The organism is Lentimicrobiaceae bacterium, from assembly GCA_020636745.1.
Classification (GTDB): domain Bacteria; phylum Bacteroidota; class Bacteroidia; order Bacteroidales; family Lentimicrobiaceae; genus Lentimicrobium.
Genome location: JACJXH010000006.1, coordinates 107,028 through 122,307 on the forward strand (window position 1 = coordinate 107,028; position 15,280 = coordinate 122,307).

The window sequence follows — 15,280 nt, forward strand, 5'->3', positions numbered from 1 at the left end:
CATAGTTGTTCAGTGCTTTGCCAGGTTTTATCTGGCTGTAATTGAGTTTTTTAAGGGCTTTCAAAAAAATAATAGCATAATCTGATATGAACATTTTTAACACCCTGCTTGAAAACTCTTCTTATGGAGTCCTCACGGCGCTTGTGCTGGGTTTAATGACTGCCATTAGTCCATGTCCGCTGGCAACCAATATTTCCGCTATCGGCTTTATTAGCCGCGATTTGAGTAACCGCAACAGGGTTTTTGCGAGTGGGCTCATTTATACACTTGGAAGGGCTATTTCTTATACGGGGCTTGGTATTGTTCTCTTTTTTGGAGCAAGCAAGTTTGATGTGATCCGGATTTTTCAGGGTTGGGGCGAAAAAATCCTGGGCCCTGTTCTGATTCTGATTGGCTTGTTGATGCTTGATTTTATCAAATTGAGCATTCCCGGCTTTCATTTAGCTGAACGGATGGAAAACAAAAAAAACATTGGTTTCTGGAATGCATTGTTGCTCGGAATGGCATTTGCGCTGGCTTTTTGTCCTTATAGTGGAGTGTTGTATTTTGGAATGCTCATCCCCATAACGATTTCAAGTCCGTCAGGTCTTTTATTGCCATTAGTTTTTGCTTTGGCTACCGGGTTGCCCGTTATCATTTTTGCCTGGCTGTTGGCCTATGCCGTTGGGAATGTTGGCAGGGCTTATAATCGGTTGAAAATGTTTGAACTATGGTTTCGCAGGGTGGTTTCTGTATTGTTTATAGGCGTAGGCGTATACTACATTGTAATCTTTTTTATCTGAGTCTTTTTTGCTCCGCCAAGTTTATTGAAAATTATGAAATTGAAAAGAATTATCTGGATTATTGCCGGAATTGTGATATGGTACTTCATTTATCATAACCTGGAGCCTGCGGTTGATTTTTTAATTGAGCAGGTTTTCAACCTTAAACAGGGAGCTCATTTGACAGAAGCACTGCGCTTTTTTATTTTCGAAGTGCCTAAAGTCATGATGCTGTTGGTGCTGATAATTTTCTTTGTGGGCATTGTAAGGACCTTTTTTACAGCTGAACGCACCCGCAAAGCACTTGAAGGAAAGTCACTTTTTGCCGGAAACATTATGGCAGCCATGCTGGGTATTGTTACCCCTTTTTGCTCGTGTTCAGCCATTCCGCTTTTTCTTGGATTTATGGAGGCCGGTGTTCCCTTAGGTGTAACATTCTCTTTTTTGATAGCTGCTCCTATGATCAATGAAGTTGCCGTGGTTCTTTTGTTCGGGCTTTTTGGGTGGGAGGTGGCCGCTATTTATATTGGAACAGGCCTTATACTTGCCATTGCTGCAGGTTGGATGATAGGAAAGCTCAAACTGGAAAGGCATGTTGAGGGCTGGGTTTACGAAATGAAGGGCAATGTCACTGATGGTGAAAATGAAATTATTACAATGGATCAGCGTATCAGCAGGGGTTTTGATGCCGTTAGAGAAATTGTTGGAAAGGTCTGGATTTATATTGTAATTGGCGTAGGAGTGGGGGCTGCAGCTCATGGTTATGTACCGGAAAGCTTTATGGCTCAGCTGATGGGTAAATCAACCTGGTATTCTGTCCCTCTTTCTATTCTGATTGGCGTTCCACTTTATTCCAACGCCGCAGGAATTATTCCGATTGTAAGTGTTCTGATTGAGAAAGGTGTGCCGCTTGGCACTGCTTTGGCTTTTATGATGTCGGTTATTGGTCTTTCGTTGCCCGAATTGATTATCCTTCGCAAAGTGTTGAAATTGAGACTTATTTTTGCTTTTGTGGGTATTGTTTCTACTGGTATCATCATTGTAGGTTTTATTTTTAATTGGATTTATTGATACTGAATTTCGGATATTTGTATTCGCTTGGGTGTCTGGCTGGCCATTTTTCAAAAGTTGATTACCTTTAAAAACTCAAAAACACAGTATGCTGAAAATACTTTTTGTGATTGGCTCCGGTAGTTTTTTAGGTGGTGTTTCCCGCTATCTCGCTTCACGCTATATTCAATCTGGCTTTGTTTCTGCAATCCCTTTCGGGACTTTTTTTGTAAATATCATTGGTTGTTTTCTGATTGGTTTGTTTTTTGGACTTTCTGAGCGTGGCAACCTGAACAATGCCGAGCTGAGGTTATTTCTAACGGTTGGCTTTTGCGGAGGTTTTACCACCTTTTCAACTTTCTCAAATGAAAATCTGGCTTTGTTACGCGATGGTAGTTTTCTTTATTTCACCTTATATGCCGGATTAAGTGTTTTTTTGGGGCTGGCGGCCACATTTGCAGGAAATGCATTAACCAAAGTATTTTAAAACATGAAAGCAGATTCAGAAATCATCAGGCTGCGGGTTTATATCAGCAATACTGATAAGTTCAGACATTCCTTGCTAAGTGAAACACTTGTTTTTGCTGCCCGCAGGTATGGCCTTGCCGGAGCAACTGTGTTCAGAGGGAGCATGGGATATGGGTCGAGTAGTGTGGTTCATACTTCCAAGTTGTGGGAAATTACTGAAAAACTACCTGTAATCATTGAAATTGTTGATGACCATAAGATGATAAACCAGTTTTTGGATATTATCAGGCCCTGGTTTCATAAGATACCAACCGGTTGTTTGATTACGACTGAAAAGGTAAAAGTTGAGCTGTTTAAAAAAGGGGTTAATAAGAAGTTTTTTTAAGCTGCTTCGTTTTTGCATTTCTGGCGACAAGTCGTTTGTTGTTTTCATTTTGCGCAGATAGTAATATATATGACTGGAAAACCTGAAGATGTCATTGTATCGCCGGAGTGTGTTTTTTAAGTTCAGTTAAAGAAAAATAAAGCAATTAAATTCATGAAGATTCTGATTCTTTGTACTGGAAATTCATGCCGTTCGCAAATGGCTCATGGCTTTTTACAATCATTTGATCCTCGTCTGGTTGTTTGTTCAGCCGGTACTGATGCTTCTGGCAGGCTTAATCAAAAAGCCGTTCAGGTGATGAGCGAAATAGGAGTGGATATCAGCACGCACACTTCCGATTCGGTTGAAAAATATCTCGATGAGGAGTGGGATTATGTGATTACTGTTTGCGGAGGAGCTAATGAGTCTTGTCCCGCTTTCTCTGGTAAAGTGAAAAATCGTTTACATATGGGTTTTGATGATCCTTCCCATGCTGTGGGTACTGATGAGTTTGTTTATAGCGAATTTATCAGGGTTAGGAATGAAATAAAGGAAGGTTTTCTGAAATTCTATCTCGAAAATATTCAGGAATAATACTATTTTGAATTGCTAACAGCTATCATAAAGTCCATGAGCAAATTACAGGAAATGTCTTTTTTTGACCGGTACCTTAGTTTATGGGTGACTGGTTGTATCGTTGTAGGGATTTTTCTGGGTAAGACCTTTCCCGCAATTCCTCAAACTCTCGGAAAACTGGAGTATGCCAGCGTCTCAATCCCCATCGCAGTGTTAATTTGGGTGATGATTTTTCCCATGATGCTTAAAATTGATTTTACAAGTGTTGCACATGCTGTAAAAATGCCTAAAGGCCTGACTATTACTCTTGTAGTTAACTGGTTGGTTAAACCGTTTACGATGTTTGGCTTTGCCTGGCTGTTTTTTTTCGTCATCTTTAAGTGGTTAATCCCGGCTACCCTTGCCAAAGAATATCTGGCAGGAGCTGTGCTGCTTGGAGCAGCTCCGTGCACTGCAATGGTATTTGTGTGGAGTCATCTTACACAAGGCAACCCTGCTTATACCCTTGTTCAGGTTGCGGTTAACGATCTGATAATTATGGTGGCATTTATCCCAATTGTTACTTTTCTCCTGGGTGTCAGCGGCATTGTAATTCCATGGAATACATTGATACTCTCTGTGGTGTTGTTTGTCGTTATCCCTCTCGTTATTGCTGTTTTTGTCAGACGAACTGTTATCAGACGTTACGGGCTCAACTATTTTAATCAGGTTTTCATCAGAAAATTTACCGGGACAACCATAGCCGGACTGTTATTCACACTTATCATTATTTTTTCATTCCAGGGCGATATTATTCTTGGAAATCCCTTAAATATTCTCTTGATAGCCATTCCGTTAATTATACAGACTTTTTTTATTTTTTTTATTGCTTACAAGTGGGCAGAAATTTGGAAACTTCCTCACAGTATTGCAGCTCCGGCTTCTATGATAGGAGCCAGTAATTTTTTTGAACTTTCGGTGGCTGTGGCCATTGTTCTTTTCGGGCTTAATTCAGGCGCCACACTTGTTACTGTTGTTGGTGTCCTTGTTGAAGTACCTGTAATGCTTTCTTTAGTAAAAATTGCCAATAGAACCCGGTTTAAATTTGCCGGTAATTGATTTAGATTTGTTTCGGTTTACTATGGAAAGTTTGTTGATTGAATCAGTTTAATCATTTTATTTTTTTTAGCCCGTAAATTTGGCTTAAATATCATAAATGCAGGTTATTATGTGTTGTAAATGGCATGACTAAAAGTGTTAGTGCGAAATGAATAATTTCATCCATGTCCAAAAACAGTAAAATATATAACTTTGCACATCTTTAATTCAGAACGATAAAATCATGTCAGAAATAATGAAACTTAAGCCCTCAGAGGCTTTCCAAAAAATGAATGAAGGTGCTATATTCCTTGATATTATTGATGAAGAGGGATTTAGTGTTGTTGCTTATGATGGCATTGAAACTACGCAGGTTACATTGTTGCAGTTACTTGAAAAATTGCAATGGCTTGATAAAGCGCCTGTGTATATTGCCGGAGGTTATGATGAGGCAAGTGGTTTTAAAGCCGCAAACCTTCTTTATCATCAGGGGTTTGAAAATGTGGGTTATGTAGCTGGCGGTGTTCAGGCCTGGTTTCAGGAAGGTTTTTTGGTTAAGTACAATGTAAACCATGGCTGCAGCTCAGGAAGCTGTGATACAGGTGGGTGCAGCTCTGGCAGTTGCAGCACCGGGTACGAAGATGATGATGAAATGGGCGGATGCAGCGGTTGCTCTTGCGGGCATTAAAAAAAACAGCTAACCGGATTGATTTTCGGTTAGCTGCTTTTTCTTAAGATTATTCATTAAATGCCTAACTCTACCTGAAATACCAGTAGCAGATTGTTTTTATCAGATAGTAAAGCATCGTATAAGTGTTGATTACGGTATCCGATAAAACCCTGAAATTTTGTCAGGTGCTTTTTGATGTATTTATTTACCCCGATAATATAGTAAGAATCCTGTCTGGCCAATGGTCTTATTTCAGCATCAGGTTCCAGAACTGAATATCGCGCTGCAATTTCCCAATAGTTTCTGAAGCAATAACTTATTTGGGTGTTAATGCCATGCCCGGCAACCACAAATGCAAGCTGTGACGAATCAGCCGGATTATAAGTATATGCCGAACCATCTACCGTTCGGTTTAAATACTCGGAAGAAAGTGCCCATCCTTTATATTTGATGATTACATCAGCAAACGCTGATTGTAAGTTGCGGTTTTCATAAAGGTCAGTCCCTATTGTACCACGGGTTCGTTTGGCTTTTTGATTGATGGAATATCCGGCAGCTAATGAAATTTTTGGAGTAGATTCAAATTCAAGGTCTCCTTCTGAAAAATCACCGTCTTTTTTAAATTTGCCCAGTGGTAAAAGCTCCAGTCTTGCAGTGTAAGCCAATCCATCGTTGGTCTTAAGCTGGTTTCTGCCATCGCCTGTCGATACAGCAGCCTTTAAATTATAATGAACGCCTCCTAATTTGTCGCTGTAGTATCCGAAAAATCCAAAGTCCCTGTCAAGAGTTAAGTTTGCATTTACATTTGATCGGTCATAAAACTGTTGCTGACCACTTGAAGTTATTCTTTGGCGGTTACCCGGTAGTTTTCCCTGTCCGAAGCCAACATAAAATTTGGGATTAAAATGGTAATAAACCATAGCGTCACGCACCAGGTTGGGAATATGTGTATTGTCCCAATCCTGATCGCCCCGCGAAAACGACAATTGAATGTAATAAGTCAGATTACTGTTGAGAATGTAGCCATCAAATCTGAGTCTGAGACGACTTACCCTGGCTTCTATATCTTCAATGTCAAAATCATCATTCATGTTCAATACAAGGCGATTCTGCATTCTTAATCTTATGTTTACACCAAAAGTGCTATCAGGTGCGTTAAACCCCAAACCTTTGCGAAATGATATCATGGCGCGTTCGTCAACTTCTGTCTGGGCGCTTAAGCTGCTGATTATAAGTGCGAAAAATGCAAGAAAAAGGATTGTTCTTTTTGGCATGTACAGGTGATTAGAGGTTATACATTAAAAAAAAAGAGGCCGTCGGTTCATCGACGGCCTCGGCTCATAAATTAATTATAGGTAGGCAGGAATGAGTGATTTTTTGAGTAATCAAGCATTTGTCCGGTATAATCGTCAGGATATTCAACTTTTATATCGGCAATTATTCCATCTTTCATTACCGGCACAAAAACGGGGTTGATAAACCCTCCGTAAGGAGCAATGTTTAATTTAGAAAACCTTTCCAGCACTTCCTTGTGAAGTGTTGGGTCAACAATTACTCCGTATTTTTCGACCAAAGCACTGCCGGCAGCATAATCTCCTTCTGATTTGATGCGTTGAATTTCGGCCAGCATATTGCCAAATAATACGCGAAGAGCCTTGTAATCATTTATTTTTACAAAGGTTTTTCCATCTTTGACGTACATTTCCACTACATTGTTTTTTTTGCCGTTTTCATAACACCAGCCTGCAATCAGCTGACGGCATCGCATATGCGCCTGTTCAATGTTTTTTCCGGGTTGGATACGGGTAAGCTGGGTAATCAGGCCATTACGGATATAACTGTTGTACTCAGCTTTGTAAACCCCTTCATTGTCATAAAGTCCCAGCTCAATCATTCTGGGATCGGCCATATAATAAAGAGCAAACAAATCAGCTCTGGCCTCTTCAAGCGGTGAGCCATAGTTTTTCAGTTCATCACCGCGTGTACCTGGTAATAATTGCCCTGAACCATGACCCAGACATTCGTGTAAATCGGTATGCAGATTGCTGGCCAGACTTCCATACTTTTTAGCTAGTTCAATCTCTTCGGGAGAGCCTGCAAACTCTTCCATCATGCCATTGCCAATAGCTGCCTTATCGTAAGCGTAGGTAATGTTCTCAATGGTAACTGATTTTGAACCATGTTCTTTGCGAATCCAGTCGGCATTAGGCAAATTGATTCCAATAGGTGTTGACGGGTAGCAATCGCCACCAAGTTGAGCTGCTGTTATAACTTTGGCTGACACTCCTTTTACTACTGATTTCCTGAATTTGGGGTCGACCGGTGAATGATCTTCAAACCATTGAGCATTAGCACTGATAATTTCTGCCCTTTTAGTGGCAACTTTATCTTTGAAGTTTACGATACTTTCCCATGTAGCTTTTAGCCCCATTGGATCGCCATAGTTTTCAATAAATCCGTTTACAAAATCAATGTCAGATTTTAAGTCTTTAACCCACAGTACGTTGTATTCGTCCCAGGTGGAAAGGTCGCCGGTTTGATAATAATTGATCAATGATTTAATGATTTGTTTCTGTTCTGGGTTTTCGGCAACTTCAGCAGCTTTGTTCAGCCAGAATACAATTTGCTCAATGGCTTCTGTGTACAATCCGCCAACTTTGTAAACTTCTTCGCTGATAATATTATTTTTCTTTACAAGCTTGCTGTTGAGCCCAAAAGAAACCAGTGTGTCGCCGCCATTTTTAATGGTGTTGGCTTTGAGATTTGAATAATATAATTCAGCTTCTTTTTCTGTAACTCCGTCATAAAAATTACAGGCTGAGTTTAGTAATAAATCCTTTCCGGCTTCCTGACTAACTGCTTTGGGCGCAATTTCAGGGTCGAATATGATTTGAGAGATTTGGGTTATAAAAGCTTCTAAATCCTGATTGTTCTGAAGGGGGAAGCTTCCTTCCTTGGTTTCCCTGATGAGTGATTCAAAATACTCCTTGCTTATTTCAGGAAAAAACTTGTCCTTGGAATAGTGATGGTGAATTCCATTGCTAAACCAAACGCGCTTGGTATAAACCATAAAGTTTTGAAAATCTTCAGAATCGCGATTTCCTTTATAATTCTCAACAATGTTTTCAAGCGTACGGCGTACTGCCAGATTGTATTTGTAGTTTTGATCAAAAAGAATATCGCGACCCGCGATTGCAGCCTGGCTCAGGTAATACACCAGTTCTTTTTGCTGAAGGGAGAGGGAGTCAAATCCGGGTACCTGATATCGCATAATCTTCAGGTCGGCAAATTGTTCCAGCAGAAACTTAAAATCCTGTTCCTGATTCCCGCTTTTTTTTTCTTCATTACATGAAGTGCTGAAAATGCTCATAACGATTAAACTAAGAAAGATTAATTTTTTCATAATCTGATGAAGGTTGTGAGAGGTTATTTGTTTTTATTCTTGTCAGTGAGCCATCCGTTTTCAAATACCGGTAAAGCATTGGAGATGCCCGTTTTGATAGTGTATTCAAGCAAAGGATTTACTCCAAGGTTCAATAATCGTTGGTGATGCGAAGCTTTTTTTATAAAGGCTGCCAGGTTGTTTTGCGCAGCTTCCCAATACCCGACTGCCATGACCGAAGCATCACCGGAGATTTCAAAAGCAGTGGTTTCTGTAAGCTTGCTGATGAATGCTCCGGCACACAAGGTGTCTTCAATGCAAAATTGATTCTTCCAGCCTGAGCATAAAATAACAATGTTTTGTTTTTGGGTGGATAACCATTCAGCTACAGCATAAAGATTAGAAAATGATGCAGCTACAACAGGCCCGTTTGCGGCCGCCAGCATAATGGCTCTTGTACCGTTAGTGGTGGAATAGGCTATTGTTTTTCCTTCAATATCAGGATTCATGAAATCTGATGCAGAGTTTCCGTAATCAGCAAAATCGAGTTTAAGACCGTCTCTTTCAGCTGCCACTTTGTATCCTTTTTCTTTCAGTTTCCGGGCTTCCTCAAGGGTCATGGTGGGTATTACTGCTGCTGCATGAAAGTCAAAAGCTGCGACAACAGAGGTTGTAAATCTCAGAATATCAATAACAACAGTAATGTGAGACTCCTCAGTTGTTCTGAAAGGGTAGAGGGCCGGACTGAGGATGGTTTCTATGGTTAATGGCATTTTTGTGTCGATTGAATAAAAACACCCGCATACTTGTGTGTAGTATACGGGTGTTTTGCTTAAAATGAAATTAGCCTTTGTAAAATGGTAATTTGACAACTTTAGCCTTTAACGCTTTATCGCGGATATTGATCATGATTTCGGTTCCTGGTTTAGCCATTGCAACTGGCACATATCCCATACCAATGGCCAGTTTTAATGAAGGAGACTGGGTGCCTGATGTGACTTCCCCGATGGTATTGCCATCTGCATCCATAATGGGGTAATGTTGTCTGGGGATGCCTTTGTCAATCATTTCAAAGCCCACGAGTTTTTTCTGAACTCCTTCATTTTTTTGGCGAAGTAAAGCCTCTTTGTTGATAAAGTTCTTGTGGTCGGCAAATTTGGTAATCCAACCCAACCCGGCTTCGATAGGTGAAGTGGTGTCGTTAATGTCATTGCCATAAAGGCAGAATCCCATTTCAAGTCGTAATGTGTCGCGGGCTCCAAGTCCTATTGGTTTGATTCCGAATTCTGCCCCAGCTTCAAACACAGCCTTCCAAATGGCCGGTGCATCTTCGTTGGCAAAATATATTTCACATCCACCTGCGCCTGTATACCCGGTAGTTGATAAGATTACATCTTTAATGCCGGCAAAGGTCACTTTTTTAAAAGTGTAATACTCCATATCGGTAATGGTGGTGTCAGTGAGCTTTTGCATGGCTTTTAATGCAAGAGGTCCCTGGATGGCCAGTTGGGAAATTTCGTCAGAAGCATTGTATAAAGTGGCTCCGATTGTATTCTGTGAATTTACCCATGCCCAGTCTTTGTCAATATTGGCTGCATTTACAACCAAAAGGAAAGTTTCGTTGTTGATACGGTATACAAGCAGGTCATCCACAATGCCGCCTTTGTCGTTGGGGAAACAGCTGTACTGCACTTTTCCGTCAACCAGCACTGATGCGTCATTTGAAGTAACCCACTGAACAAATTCAAGTGCTTTAGGGCCTTTTACCCAGAATTCACCCATGTGTGATACGTCAAAAACACCAACCGCTTTGCGTACGGTTTCATGTTCAGTTAGTAATCCTTCGTATTGAACCGGCATATAGAATCCGGCAAACTCAACCATTTTAGCGCCAAATGCTTCATGAAGAGCACTAAATGCAGTATGTTTCATAATGAAGATGTTATTGAATTTTATGGGGCAAACCTACGTGATTTTTTTGAAATCAACGTAGGTTTTTTCTAAAATAAGGGCTTAATATATTTGTTTTTTGATGTTGCCCGACTGTTTATGTATTTTGTCGTTTATTTAATGACAGGCAAATTCACACAAAAATATCGCGACAGGAATTTTTGCCATTTTAATTGATTGAACATAAAAAGATTAAAATTTTATCGGCTATGTATTGTGAGCTAAATTATTCGTATATTTGCGTACTCAAAATCATTTCAATCCCGCTCTCAGTATTTATACCAGTACTCATCAGGTTGGACAGGATAGTCGGATCATTCCGGAGTGGATTTTCATTTAAACAATCACATTATTTCCCGATCCTTATTTCTACGATCACAAATTAACCATTATTTTATGTACGATATCATTGAACTCAACAACAAGTCGCTTGAGGATTTAAAAGACATTGCACGCGGGTTGAATATACCCAAAATTGATTCTCATAAAAAGCAGGAACTTGTTTACCAGATTCTTGATTATCAGGCGTTGAACCCTTCACGTGAGATGCTTGAAAAAGAAAAAGCAGCCAGAGAAAACAAACACAAGCGTGAGCGCATTTCAGACGATCGCTTCAACAAAGGTAAACCGCAGCCCAAAAAGCCTGCCCACGGAAGCCCGGTTGCTTCTTCTAACCCGTCGGTAGCTGCATCTGCTGCAACCGAGCGCAAGGCTGAAATTGCTGAAAATACTGAACCTAAACCCAGCCCTTCTAAACCTAATCCTGCTAAACCCAATGCTCCGGCTTCAAATGAACCAGATAAACCTGTTCGTCCAAAACCTGAAAACCCGGTAGCAGATACAGACAAACCCCGCAGAGGCAGGCCAAAACGTGAGCCTTTGCCCCGTCAGAGAAAGTTTGAAGTGCCTGTTTCTAAAAGCGATCATATTGATGAAGAAGCGATTTTGCTGAGCACCGCACCCATTATTGAAGACCCAATAGAAGATATAGTACAAAAAGACATTTCTGTAGAAGAAGTCATCGCTTCAACACCCGCTCCGGTTGCACCTCCCGCTGAAGATTTTACACCCCCATTGCCACCACCACCTCCTCCTGTTGAACGTTATCCCGAACCCGAGCCTTACAGGCCTTCAGGTGAGCGCTATAGCCGTGAGTACAACAATCCGCGTCAACAGCGGTTTCCCGAAAGGAAAAGAGAAGAATATACATGGGAGTTTGATGGTTTTATTTCAAGTGATGGCGTGCTGGAAATTATGCCCGATGGTTACGGCTTTCTGCGTTCTTCCGATTATCATTACCTGAACTCTCCGGATGATGTTTATGTTTCTCAGTCGCAAATCAAACTTTTTGGGTTAAAAACTGGTGATACCGTTAGAGGAACAATCAGACCGCCTAAAGAAGGCGAGAAATATTTTCCATTGATTAAGGTTGAATTGATTAATGGACGTACGCCAGATGAAGTACGTGACCGAATTCCTTTTGATTACCTTACGCCGCTCTTTCCTGAAAAAAAATTCAAACTTACAGGTCACCCGGGCTCTAATTTATCCACCCGTGTTATTGATTTGTTTGCGCCTATCGGAAAGGGGCAGCGCGGGTTGATTGTTGCTCAGCCCAAGACGGGTAAAACCGTTTTGTTGAAGGAAATTGCCAATGCAATAGCAGCCAATCATCCCGAAGCTTATCTTATCGTTTTACTTATTGATGAACGCCCGGAAGAAGTAACTGACATGGCGCGTAGTGTAAATGCTGAAGTTATTGCATCAACCTTTGACGAACCAGCTGAGCGCCATGTAAAAATTGCTAATATCGTTCTGGAAAAAGCCAAAAGAATGACTGAATGCGGGCACGATGTAGTTATCCTTCTTGATTCAATTACCCGTTTGGCAAGGGCTTACAATACAGTTTCACCTGCTTCCGGAAAAGTGCTTTCCGGTGGTGTTGAAGCAAATGCTCTTCAAAAACCCAAACGCTTTTTCGGAGCTGCCCGTCAAATTGAAAATGGAGGCTCTCTCACTATTATTGCTACCGCTCTTATTGATACAGGTTCAAAAATGGATGAGGTAATTTTTGAAGAATTCAAAGGTACTGGTAATATGGAGCTTCAGCTTGACCGGAAATTATCAAATAAGAGAATTTACCCGGCTATTGATATTGTTGCTTCCAGTACGCGTCGCGAAGATTTACTGCTCGATAAGGAAACCCTCCAGCGCATCTGGGTGCTCCGCAACCATCTGGCTGATATGAATCCTTTGGAGGCTATGGAATTTTTGAAAGATAAAATGAGATACACACAAACCAATGAAGAATTCCTTATTTCAATGAATGGATAATCTGAAACTGGTAAATATTTAATAAAAGGAAGAGGCTGTATCTTTTTGGATACAGCCTCTTCCTTTTAAAATGACTTTTTACTTTAATGTCCTGATAAAGTTAACAATTGCCCATCTGTCAGCTTCATCCGTTACTTTCTTCTCAAAGTTTGGCATCTCCTTTCGCCCCACAAATGATTTGTAGTAAAGGTCGCCATCTGTTTGTGCCGAGAATGCTTTGGAGTTAAATGGAGGTACTATGTACTCAAGACTGGCAGATTTGGGCCCATCGCCCAGTCCTTTTGAGCCATGGCAGGATTTACAGTTCTTATTATACAATTCTTTGCCCGTTGTCATTACCGAAGGATCTGTGGCTTTTATGGTACTTTTCATTGTTTTGTACTTGGCTGGAATTGTCCATGGGCCTCCTTCCTTTTGTGCCATCGCCATTGATGCGGTGAAGAATACAAAAACAGTGCATAAGCATGCGGCAAGCCTGATTTGATTTTTCATAATGTAATTGTTTAGGTTTTAGAAATGTGTATTGCAACTTCTATTCCAAAGATAATAAGAAAGTTGCACTTGTAAAAGAAATAATGCAAAATATCTATATACATAGATGTAAAATTGCATTTACAAACGAATTCCTGCTCATTTTTAGCGCGTGAAAAAAATCAGGTAAAAGGAGATAAAAAAGCAGGAATCCTTGACAGTATTTCTGGTTGAATGAACTGTATTGCATCAGTTAAGTTCATTTGCACTTAGTTTACGGTCAGATTTGAGTTTACTCATACAACACCTTGTGGCAGTCGGAGCAGAAGCTGGTTTTCCATGCACCTCTGATTTTTACCGGATGAACAAATTCCAGCGTTGAATCAATAGAAGCAGTTGTAAGATTTCCGGTAGGGCCTTGTGCGATGATTGTATGACACAGATTGCAGTCTCTTGAGATGGTTTCTCCTTTGGAAGTTTTGTGTTTATCAGAATGGCACCTGAAACATCCTTCAGTCTCAAGATGGCCTATATGATTCAGATATTTACTAGCATCTGCCTTCATGTAAGGGAATGCATTTAACTGGTATTCACCCTGAATGGCAAGAATAGCTTTTTCAATGGGTTCTTTGTTTTTTTCAAGCACATCAGGATATTCGTCCTGATAAAATGCCAGCACCGTTTCCCGGATGCTTTTCATGGCGGTATCTTTATTGTCAAATGGAATTTTCAAAGCTTCCATTGCTGCATTTTTTATATAGGGAATGTTTTTTGAGAATAGACCTGAAATCATGGCATTGTCGATGTAATCAGGAGCTGATTTGTATAGATGAGAGGGTCGGTTATGACAATCCATACAGTCCATTGCTCTGGTTTCCAGTGAATCAAGTGCTTTTTGATCGATGGGGTTTTCTTCATCATAGAAAATTTTTACCTCTCCGGTTTTCATATTTGTAAGTTTAACCCATGGAATGCTTTCGCGGTTTTCGTCAGCAGATGCATATTCAATTTTGAAATCCTTATTGATATGCCAGTGGATGCCCTCAGCAAGTCCCATGGAGCTGAATTGAGGGCCGATTTTCATCAGTAAGGATACATTCCACTCTGTATTGGCCGAGTCGGTTAAAAATGAGCGTTGGCTGCGCAGTTTCCTGGAATAGAATTTTTCAGGCCAGTGGCATCTTTCACATGTTTCGCGCGCCGGCCTCAGGTTATGAATGGGAGTGCCGATTGGTTTGGGATATTTTTCAAACAATACTGAATAGACCTGATATAATCCTGACATTTTGGATTTAATATACCAGTCAGCACCTTCGCCAACATGACATTCCACACAGGTAACTCTGGCGTGAGCTGAGTGTTGGTATGTTACATACTCGGGTTCCATCACTTTATGACAAAGTGTGCCGCAAAATTCAACTGATTCAGAATACTGGAAGGCCCTGTAACTGCCCATTGCTGAAGCTGTAACAAAAATCAATGTAAACACTATAATTTTAATCATACTGATGCGTTGCTTACGTTGATTAAAATCAATGAGAGGCCAGGCGCCTTCTTCTCGCTCAGCTCCGACATTTTTTTTGATACGCAGCAATACACCCAGGGGTATCAATATTAGCCCTAATACAAGAAATGCCGGTAAAATGATGTAGATGTATAACCCAAGGTATGAGTTGCTTTGCGACGAGAAAAGGGAAAACAGAAGTAAAATAAGGATGAGAAATATGCTGTTCCCTGCAAGTATGAAACCTGTGACACTAAGCCAGTTGTAAAGTTTTTTAGGCGTTTTCATGTTTGTTCGGTTTAAGTACTTAAATGGTTGTTTATAGTAAAGATATGGATAAAACTAACTATATTGATGGGATGTGATTGTTTTGTGTAATTTGTATACAGTCTAAATTGTTCGACTGAAATGCCTGCCAGGTAAAGCCTTGGATATGTATTATTAACAGGAAGATTATCAAATGTTAAGGATGTTGGGTCTGTGGTGTGATTTTTCGAACACAGGCTAAATGTTTTGATGGTTTTATATTTCAGATATTTTGGAAAACCATTCATTGTAAAATTAAAGCGAGGCGGACAAAAATATTTTTGTCCGCCTCGCTTTAATTACAGGCTTAACTGCTTGGGGTTATTAATAAAGGCCAGTATTCTATTTTTATTTTTTGGGGTTTAGT

14 protein-coding genes are annotated in these 15,280 nt (G+C 40.4%); 8 read left to right on the forward strand and 6 right to left on the reverse strand.

Annotated elements, in window-relative coordinates; all coding sequences use genetic code 11:
• Positions 1-86 precede the first annotated feature (86 nt).
• The 7 genes from H6541_10510 to H6541_10540 all read left to right on the forward strand — a co-directional run bounded on the left by H6541_10510 (position 87) and on the right by H6541_10540 (position 4,984).
• Positions 87-782, forward strand: a complete 696-nt coding sequence (locus H6541_10510) for a sulfite exporter TauE/SafE family protein (protein MCB9016216.1) — start codon at positions 87-89, stop codon at positions 780-782.
• A 33-nt stretch (positions 783-815) separates the two neighbouring features.
• Positions 816-1,832: a permease gene (locus tag H6541_10515; GenBank protein MCB9016217.1), complete on the forward strand. Its 1,017-nt coding sequence runs from the start codon at positions 816-818 to the stop codon at positions 1,830-1,832.
• An 88-nt stretch (positions 1,833-1,920) separates the two neighbouring features.
• Complete coding sequence (gene crcB, locus H6541_10520; GenBank protein ID MCB9016218.1) at positions 1,921-2,298, forward strand: fluoride efflux transporter CrcB; 378 nt, start codon at positions 1,921-1,923, stop codon at positions 2,296-2,298.
• Positions 2,299-2,301: 3 nt separating this feature from the next.
• Positions 2,302-2,664, forward strand: a complete 363-nt coding sequence (locus H6541_10525; GenBank protein MCB9016219.1) for a DUF190 domain-containing protein — start codon at positions 2,302-2,304, stop codon at positions 2,662-2,664.
• Between the two features lie 153 nt (positions 2,665-2,817).
• Positions 2,818-3,237, forward strand: a complete 420-nt coding sequence (locus H6541_10530; protein ID MCB9016220.1) for an arsenate reductase ArsC — start codon at positions 2,818-2,820, stop codon at positions 3,235-3,237.
• A 36-nt stretch (positions 3,238-3,273) separates the two neighbouring features.
• Complete coding sequence (gene arsB, locus H6541_10535) at positions 3,274-4,317, forward strand: ACR3 family arsenite efflux transporter (protein ID MCB9016221.1); 1,044 nt, start codon at positions 3,274-3,276, stop codon at positions 4,315-4,317.
• Positions 4,318-4,552: 235 nt separating this feature from the next.
• A complete protein-coding gene (locus H6541_10540; GenBank protein ID MCB9016222.1) occupies positions 4,553-4,984 on the forward strand; it encodes a rhodanese-like domain-containing protein in 432 nt (143 codons plus the stop codon).
• Between the two features lie 56 nt (positions 4,985-5,040).
• Here the strand turns inward: H6541_10540 and H6541_10545 are convergent, their stop codons facing one another.
• The 4 genes from H6541_10545 to gcvT all read right to left on the reverse strand — a co-directional run bounded on the left by H6541_10545 (position 5,041) and on the right by gcvT (position 10,280).
• Positions 5,041-6,240 carry a porin gene (locus H6541_10545; protein ID MCB9016223.1) on the reverse strand — a complete coding sequence of 400 codons (1,200 nt, stop codon included), beginning with the start codon at positions 6,238-6,240 and terminating at the stop codon, positions 5,041-5,043.
• Between the two features lie 71 nt (positions 6,241-6,311).
• Positions 6,312-8,369 carry a dihydrofolate reductase gene (locus H6541_10550; protein MCB9016224.1) on the reverse strand — a complete coding sequence of 686 codons (2,058 nt, stop codon included), beginning with the start codon at positions 8,367-8,369 and terminating at the stop codon, positions 6,312-6,314.
• A gap of 23 nt (positions 8,370-8,392) precedes the next feature.
• Positions 8,393-9,121 (reverse strand): 2-phosphosulfolactate phosphatase, encoded by a 729-nt coding sequence (locus tag H6541_10555; GenBank protein MCB9016225.1) that lies wholly within the window; start codon positions 9,119-9,121, stop codon positions 8,393-8,395.
• A 70-nt stretch (positions 9,122-9,191) separates the two neighbouring features.
• The gene (gcvT, locus tag H6541_10560) at positions 9,192-10,280 is read right to left on the reverse strand and encodes a glycine cleavage system aminomethyltransferase GcvT (protein ID MCB9016226.1); all 1,089 of its coding nucleotides are present in this window, start codon (positions 10,278-10,280) and stop codon (positions 9,192-9,194) included.
• 414 nt (positions 10,281-10,694) lie between these two features.
• Here gcvT and rho point away from each other — a divergent pair, with 414 nt between their 5' ends.
• Positions 10,695-12,632 carry a transcription termination factor Rho gene (gene rho / locus H6541_10565; protein ID MCB9016227.1) on the forward strand — a complete coding sequence of 646 codons (1,938 nt, stop codon included), beginning with the start codon at positions 10,695-10,697 and terminating at the stop codon, positions 12,630-12,632.
• A gap of 78 nt (positions 12,633-12,710) precedes the next feature.
• Here rho and H6541_10570 read toward each other — a convergent pair whose 3' ends face one another.
• Both H6541_10570 and H6541_10575 read right to left on the reverse strand, forming a co-directional pair.
• A complete protein-coding gene (locus tag H6541_10570) occupies positions 12,711-13,055 on the reverse strand; it encodes a cytochrome c (GenBank protein ID MCB9016228.1) in 345 nt (114 codons plus the stop codon).
• A 340-nt stretch (positions 13,056-13,395) separates the two neighbouring features.
• On the reverse strand, positions 13,396-14,895 hold the full coding sequence (locus H6541_10575) for a NapC/NirT family cytochrome c (protein MCB9016229.1): 1,500 nt from the start codon (positions 14,893-14,895) through the stop codon (positions 13,396-13,398).
• Positions 14,896-15,280: the final 385 nt, after the last annotated feature.

What these genes read in the sequence shown, in the direction of transcription:
- H6541_10540 (MCB9016222.1), top strand. Translation starts at nt 4,553, where the DNA reads ATGAAACTTAAGCCCTCAGAGGCTTTCCAAAAAATGAATGAAGGTGCT.
- H6541_10530 (MCB9016220.1), top strand. Translation starts at nt 2,818, where the DNA reads ATGAAGATTCTGATTCTTTGTACTGGAAATTCATGCCGTTCGCAAATG.
- H6541_10545 (MCB9016223.1), bottom strand. Translation starts at nt 6,240, where the DNA reads ATGCCAAAAAGAACAATCCTTTTTCTTGCATTTTTCGCACTTATAATC.
- gcvT (MCB9016226.1), bottom strand. Translation starts at nt 10,280, where the DNA reads ATGAAACATACTGCATTTAGTGCTCTTCATGAAGCATTTGGCGCTAAA.
- H6541_10550 (MCB9016224.1), bottom strand. Translation starts at nt 8,369, where the DNA reads ATGAAAAAATTAATCTTTCTTAGTTTAATCGTTATGAGCATTTTCAGC.
- H6541_10555 (MCB9016225.1), bottom strand. Translation starts at nt 9,121, where the DNA reads ATGCCATTAACCATAGAAACCATCCTCAGTCCGGCCCTCTACCCTTTC.
- arsB (MCB9016221.1), top strand. Translation starts at nt 3,274, where the DNA reads ATGAGCAAATTACAGGAAATGTCTTTTTTTGACCGGTACCTTAGTTTA.
- H6541_10575 (MCB9016229.1), bottom strand. Translation starts at nt 14,895, where the DNA reads ATGAAAACGCCTAAAAAACTTTACAACTGGCTTAGTGTCACAGGTTTC.
- H6541_10515 (MCB9016217.1), top strand. Translation starts at nt 816, where the DNA reads ATGAAATTGAAAAGAATTATCTGGATTATTGCCGGAATTGTGATATGG.
- H6541_10510 (MCB9016216.1), top strand. Translation starts at nt 87, where the DNA reads ATGAACATTTTTAACACCCTGCTTGAAAACTCTTCTTATGGAGTCCTC.
- crcB (MCB9016218.1), top strand. Translation starts at nt 1,921, where the DNA reads ATGCTGAAAATACTTTTTGTGATTGGCTCCGGTAGTTTTTTAGGTGGT.
- rho (MCB9016227.1), top strand. Translation starts at nt 10,695, where the DNA reads ATGTACGATATCATTGAACTCAACAACAAGTCGCTTGAGGATTTAAAA.
- H6541_10525 (MCB9016219.1), top strand. Translation starts at nt 2,302, where the DNA reads ATGAAAGCAGATTCAGAAATCATCAGGCTGCGGGTTTATATCAGCAAT.
- H6541_10570 (MCB9016228.1), bottom strand. Translation starts at nt 13,055, where the DNA reads ATGGCACAAAAGGAAGGAGGCCCATGGACAATTCCAGCCAAGTACAAA.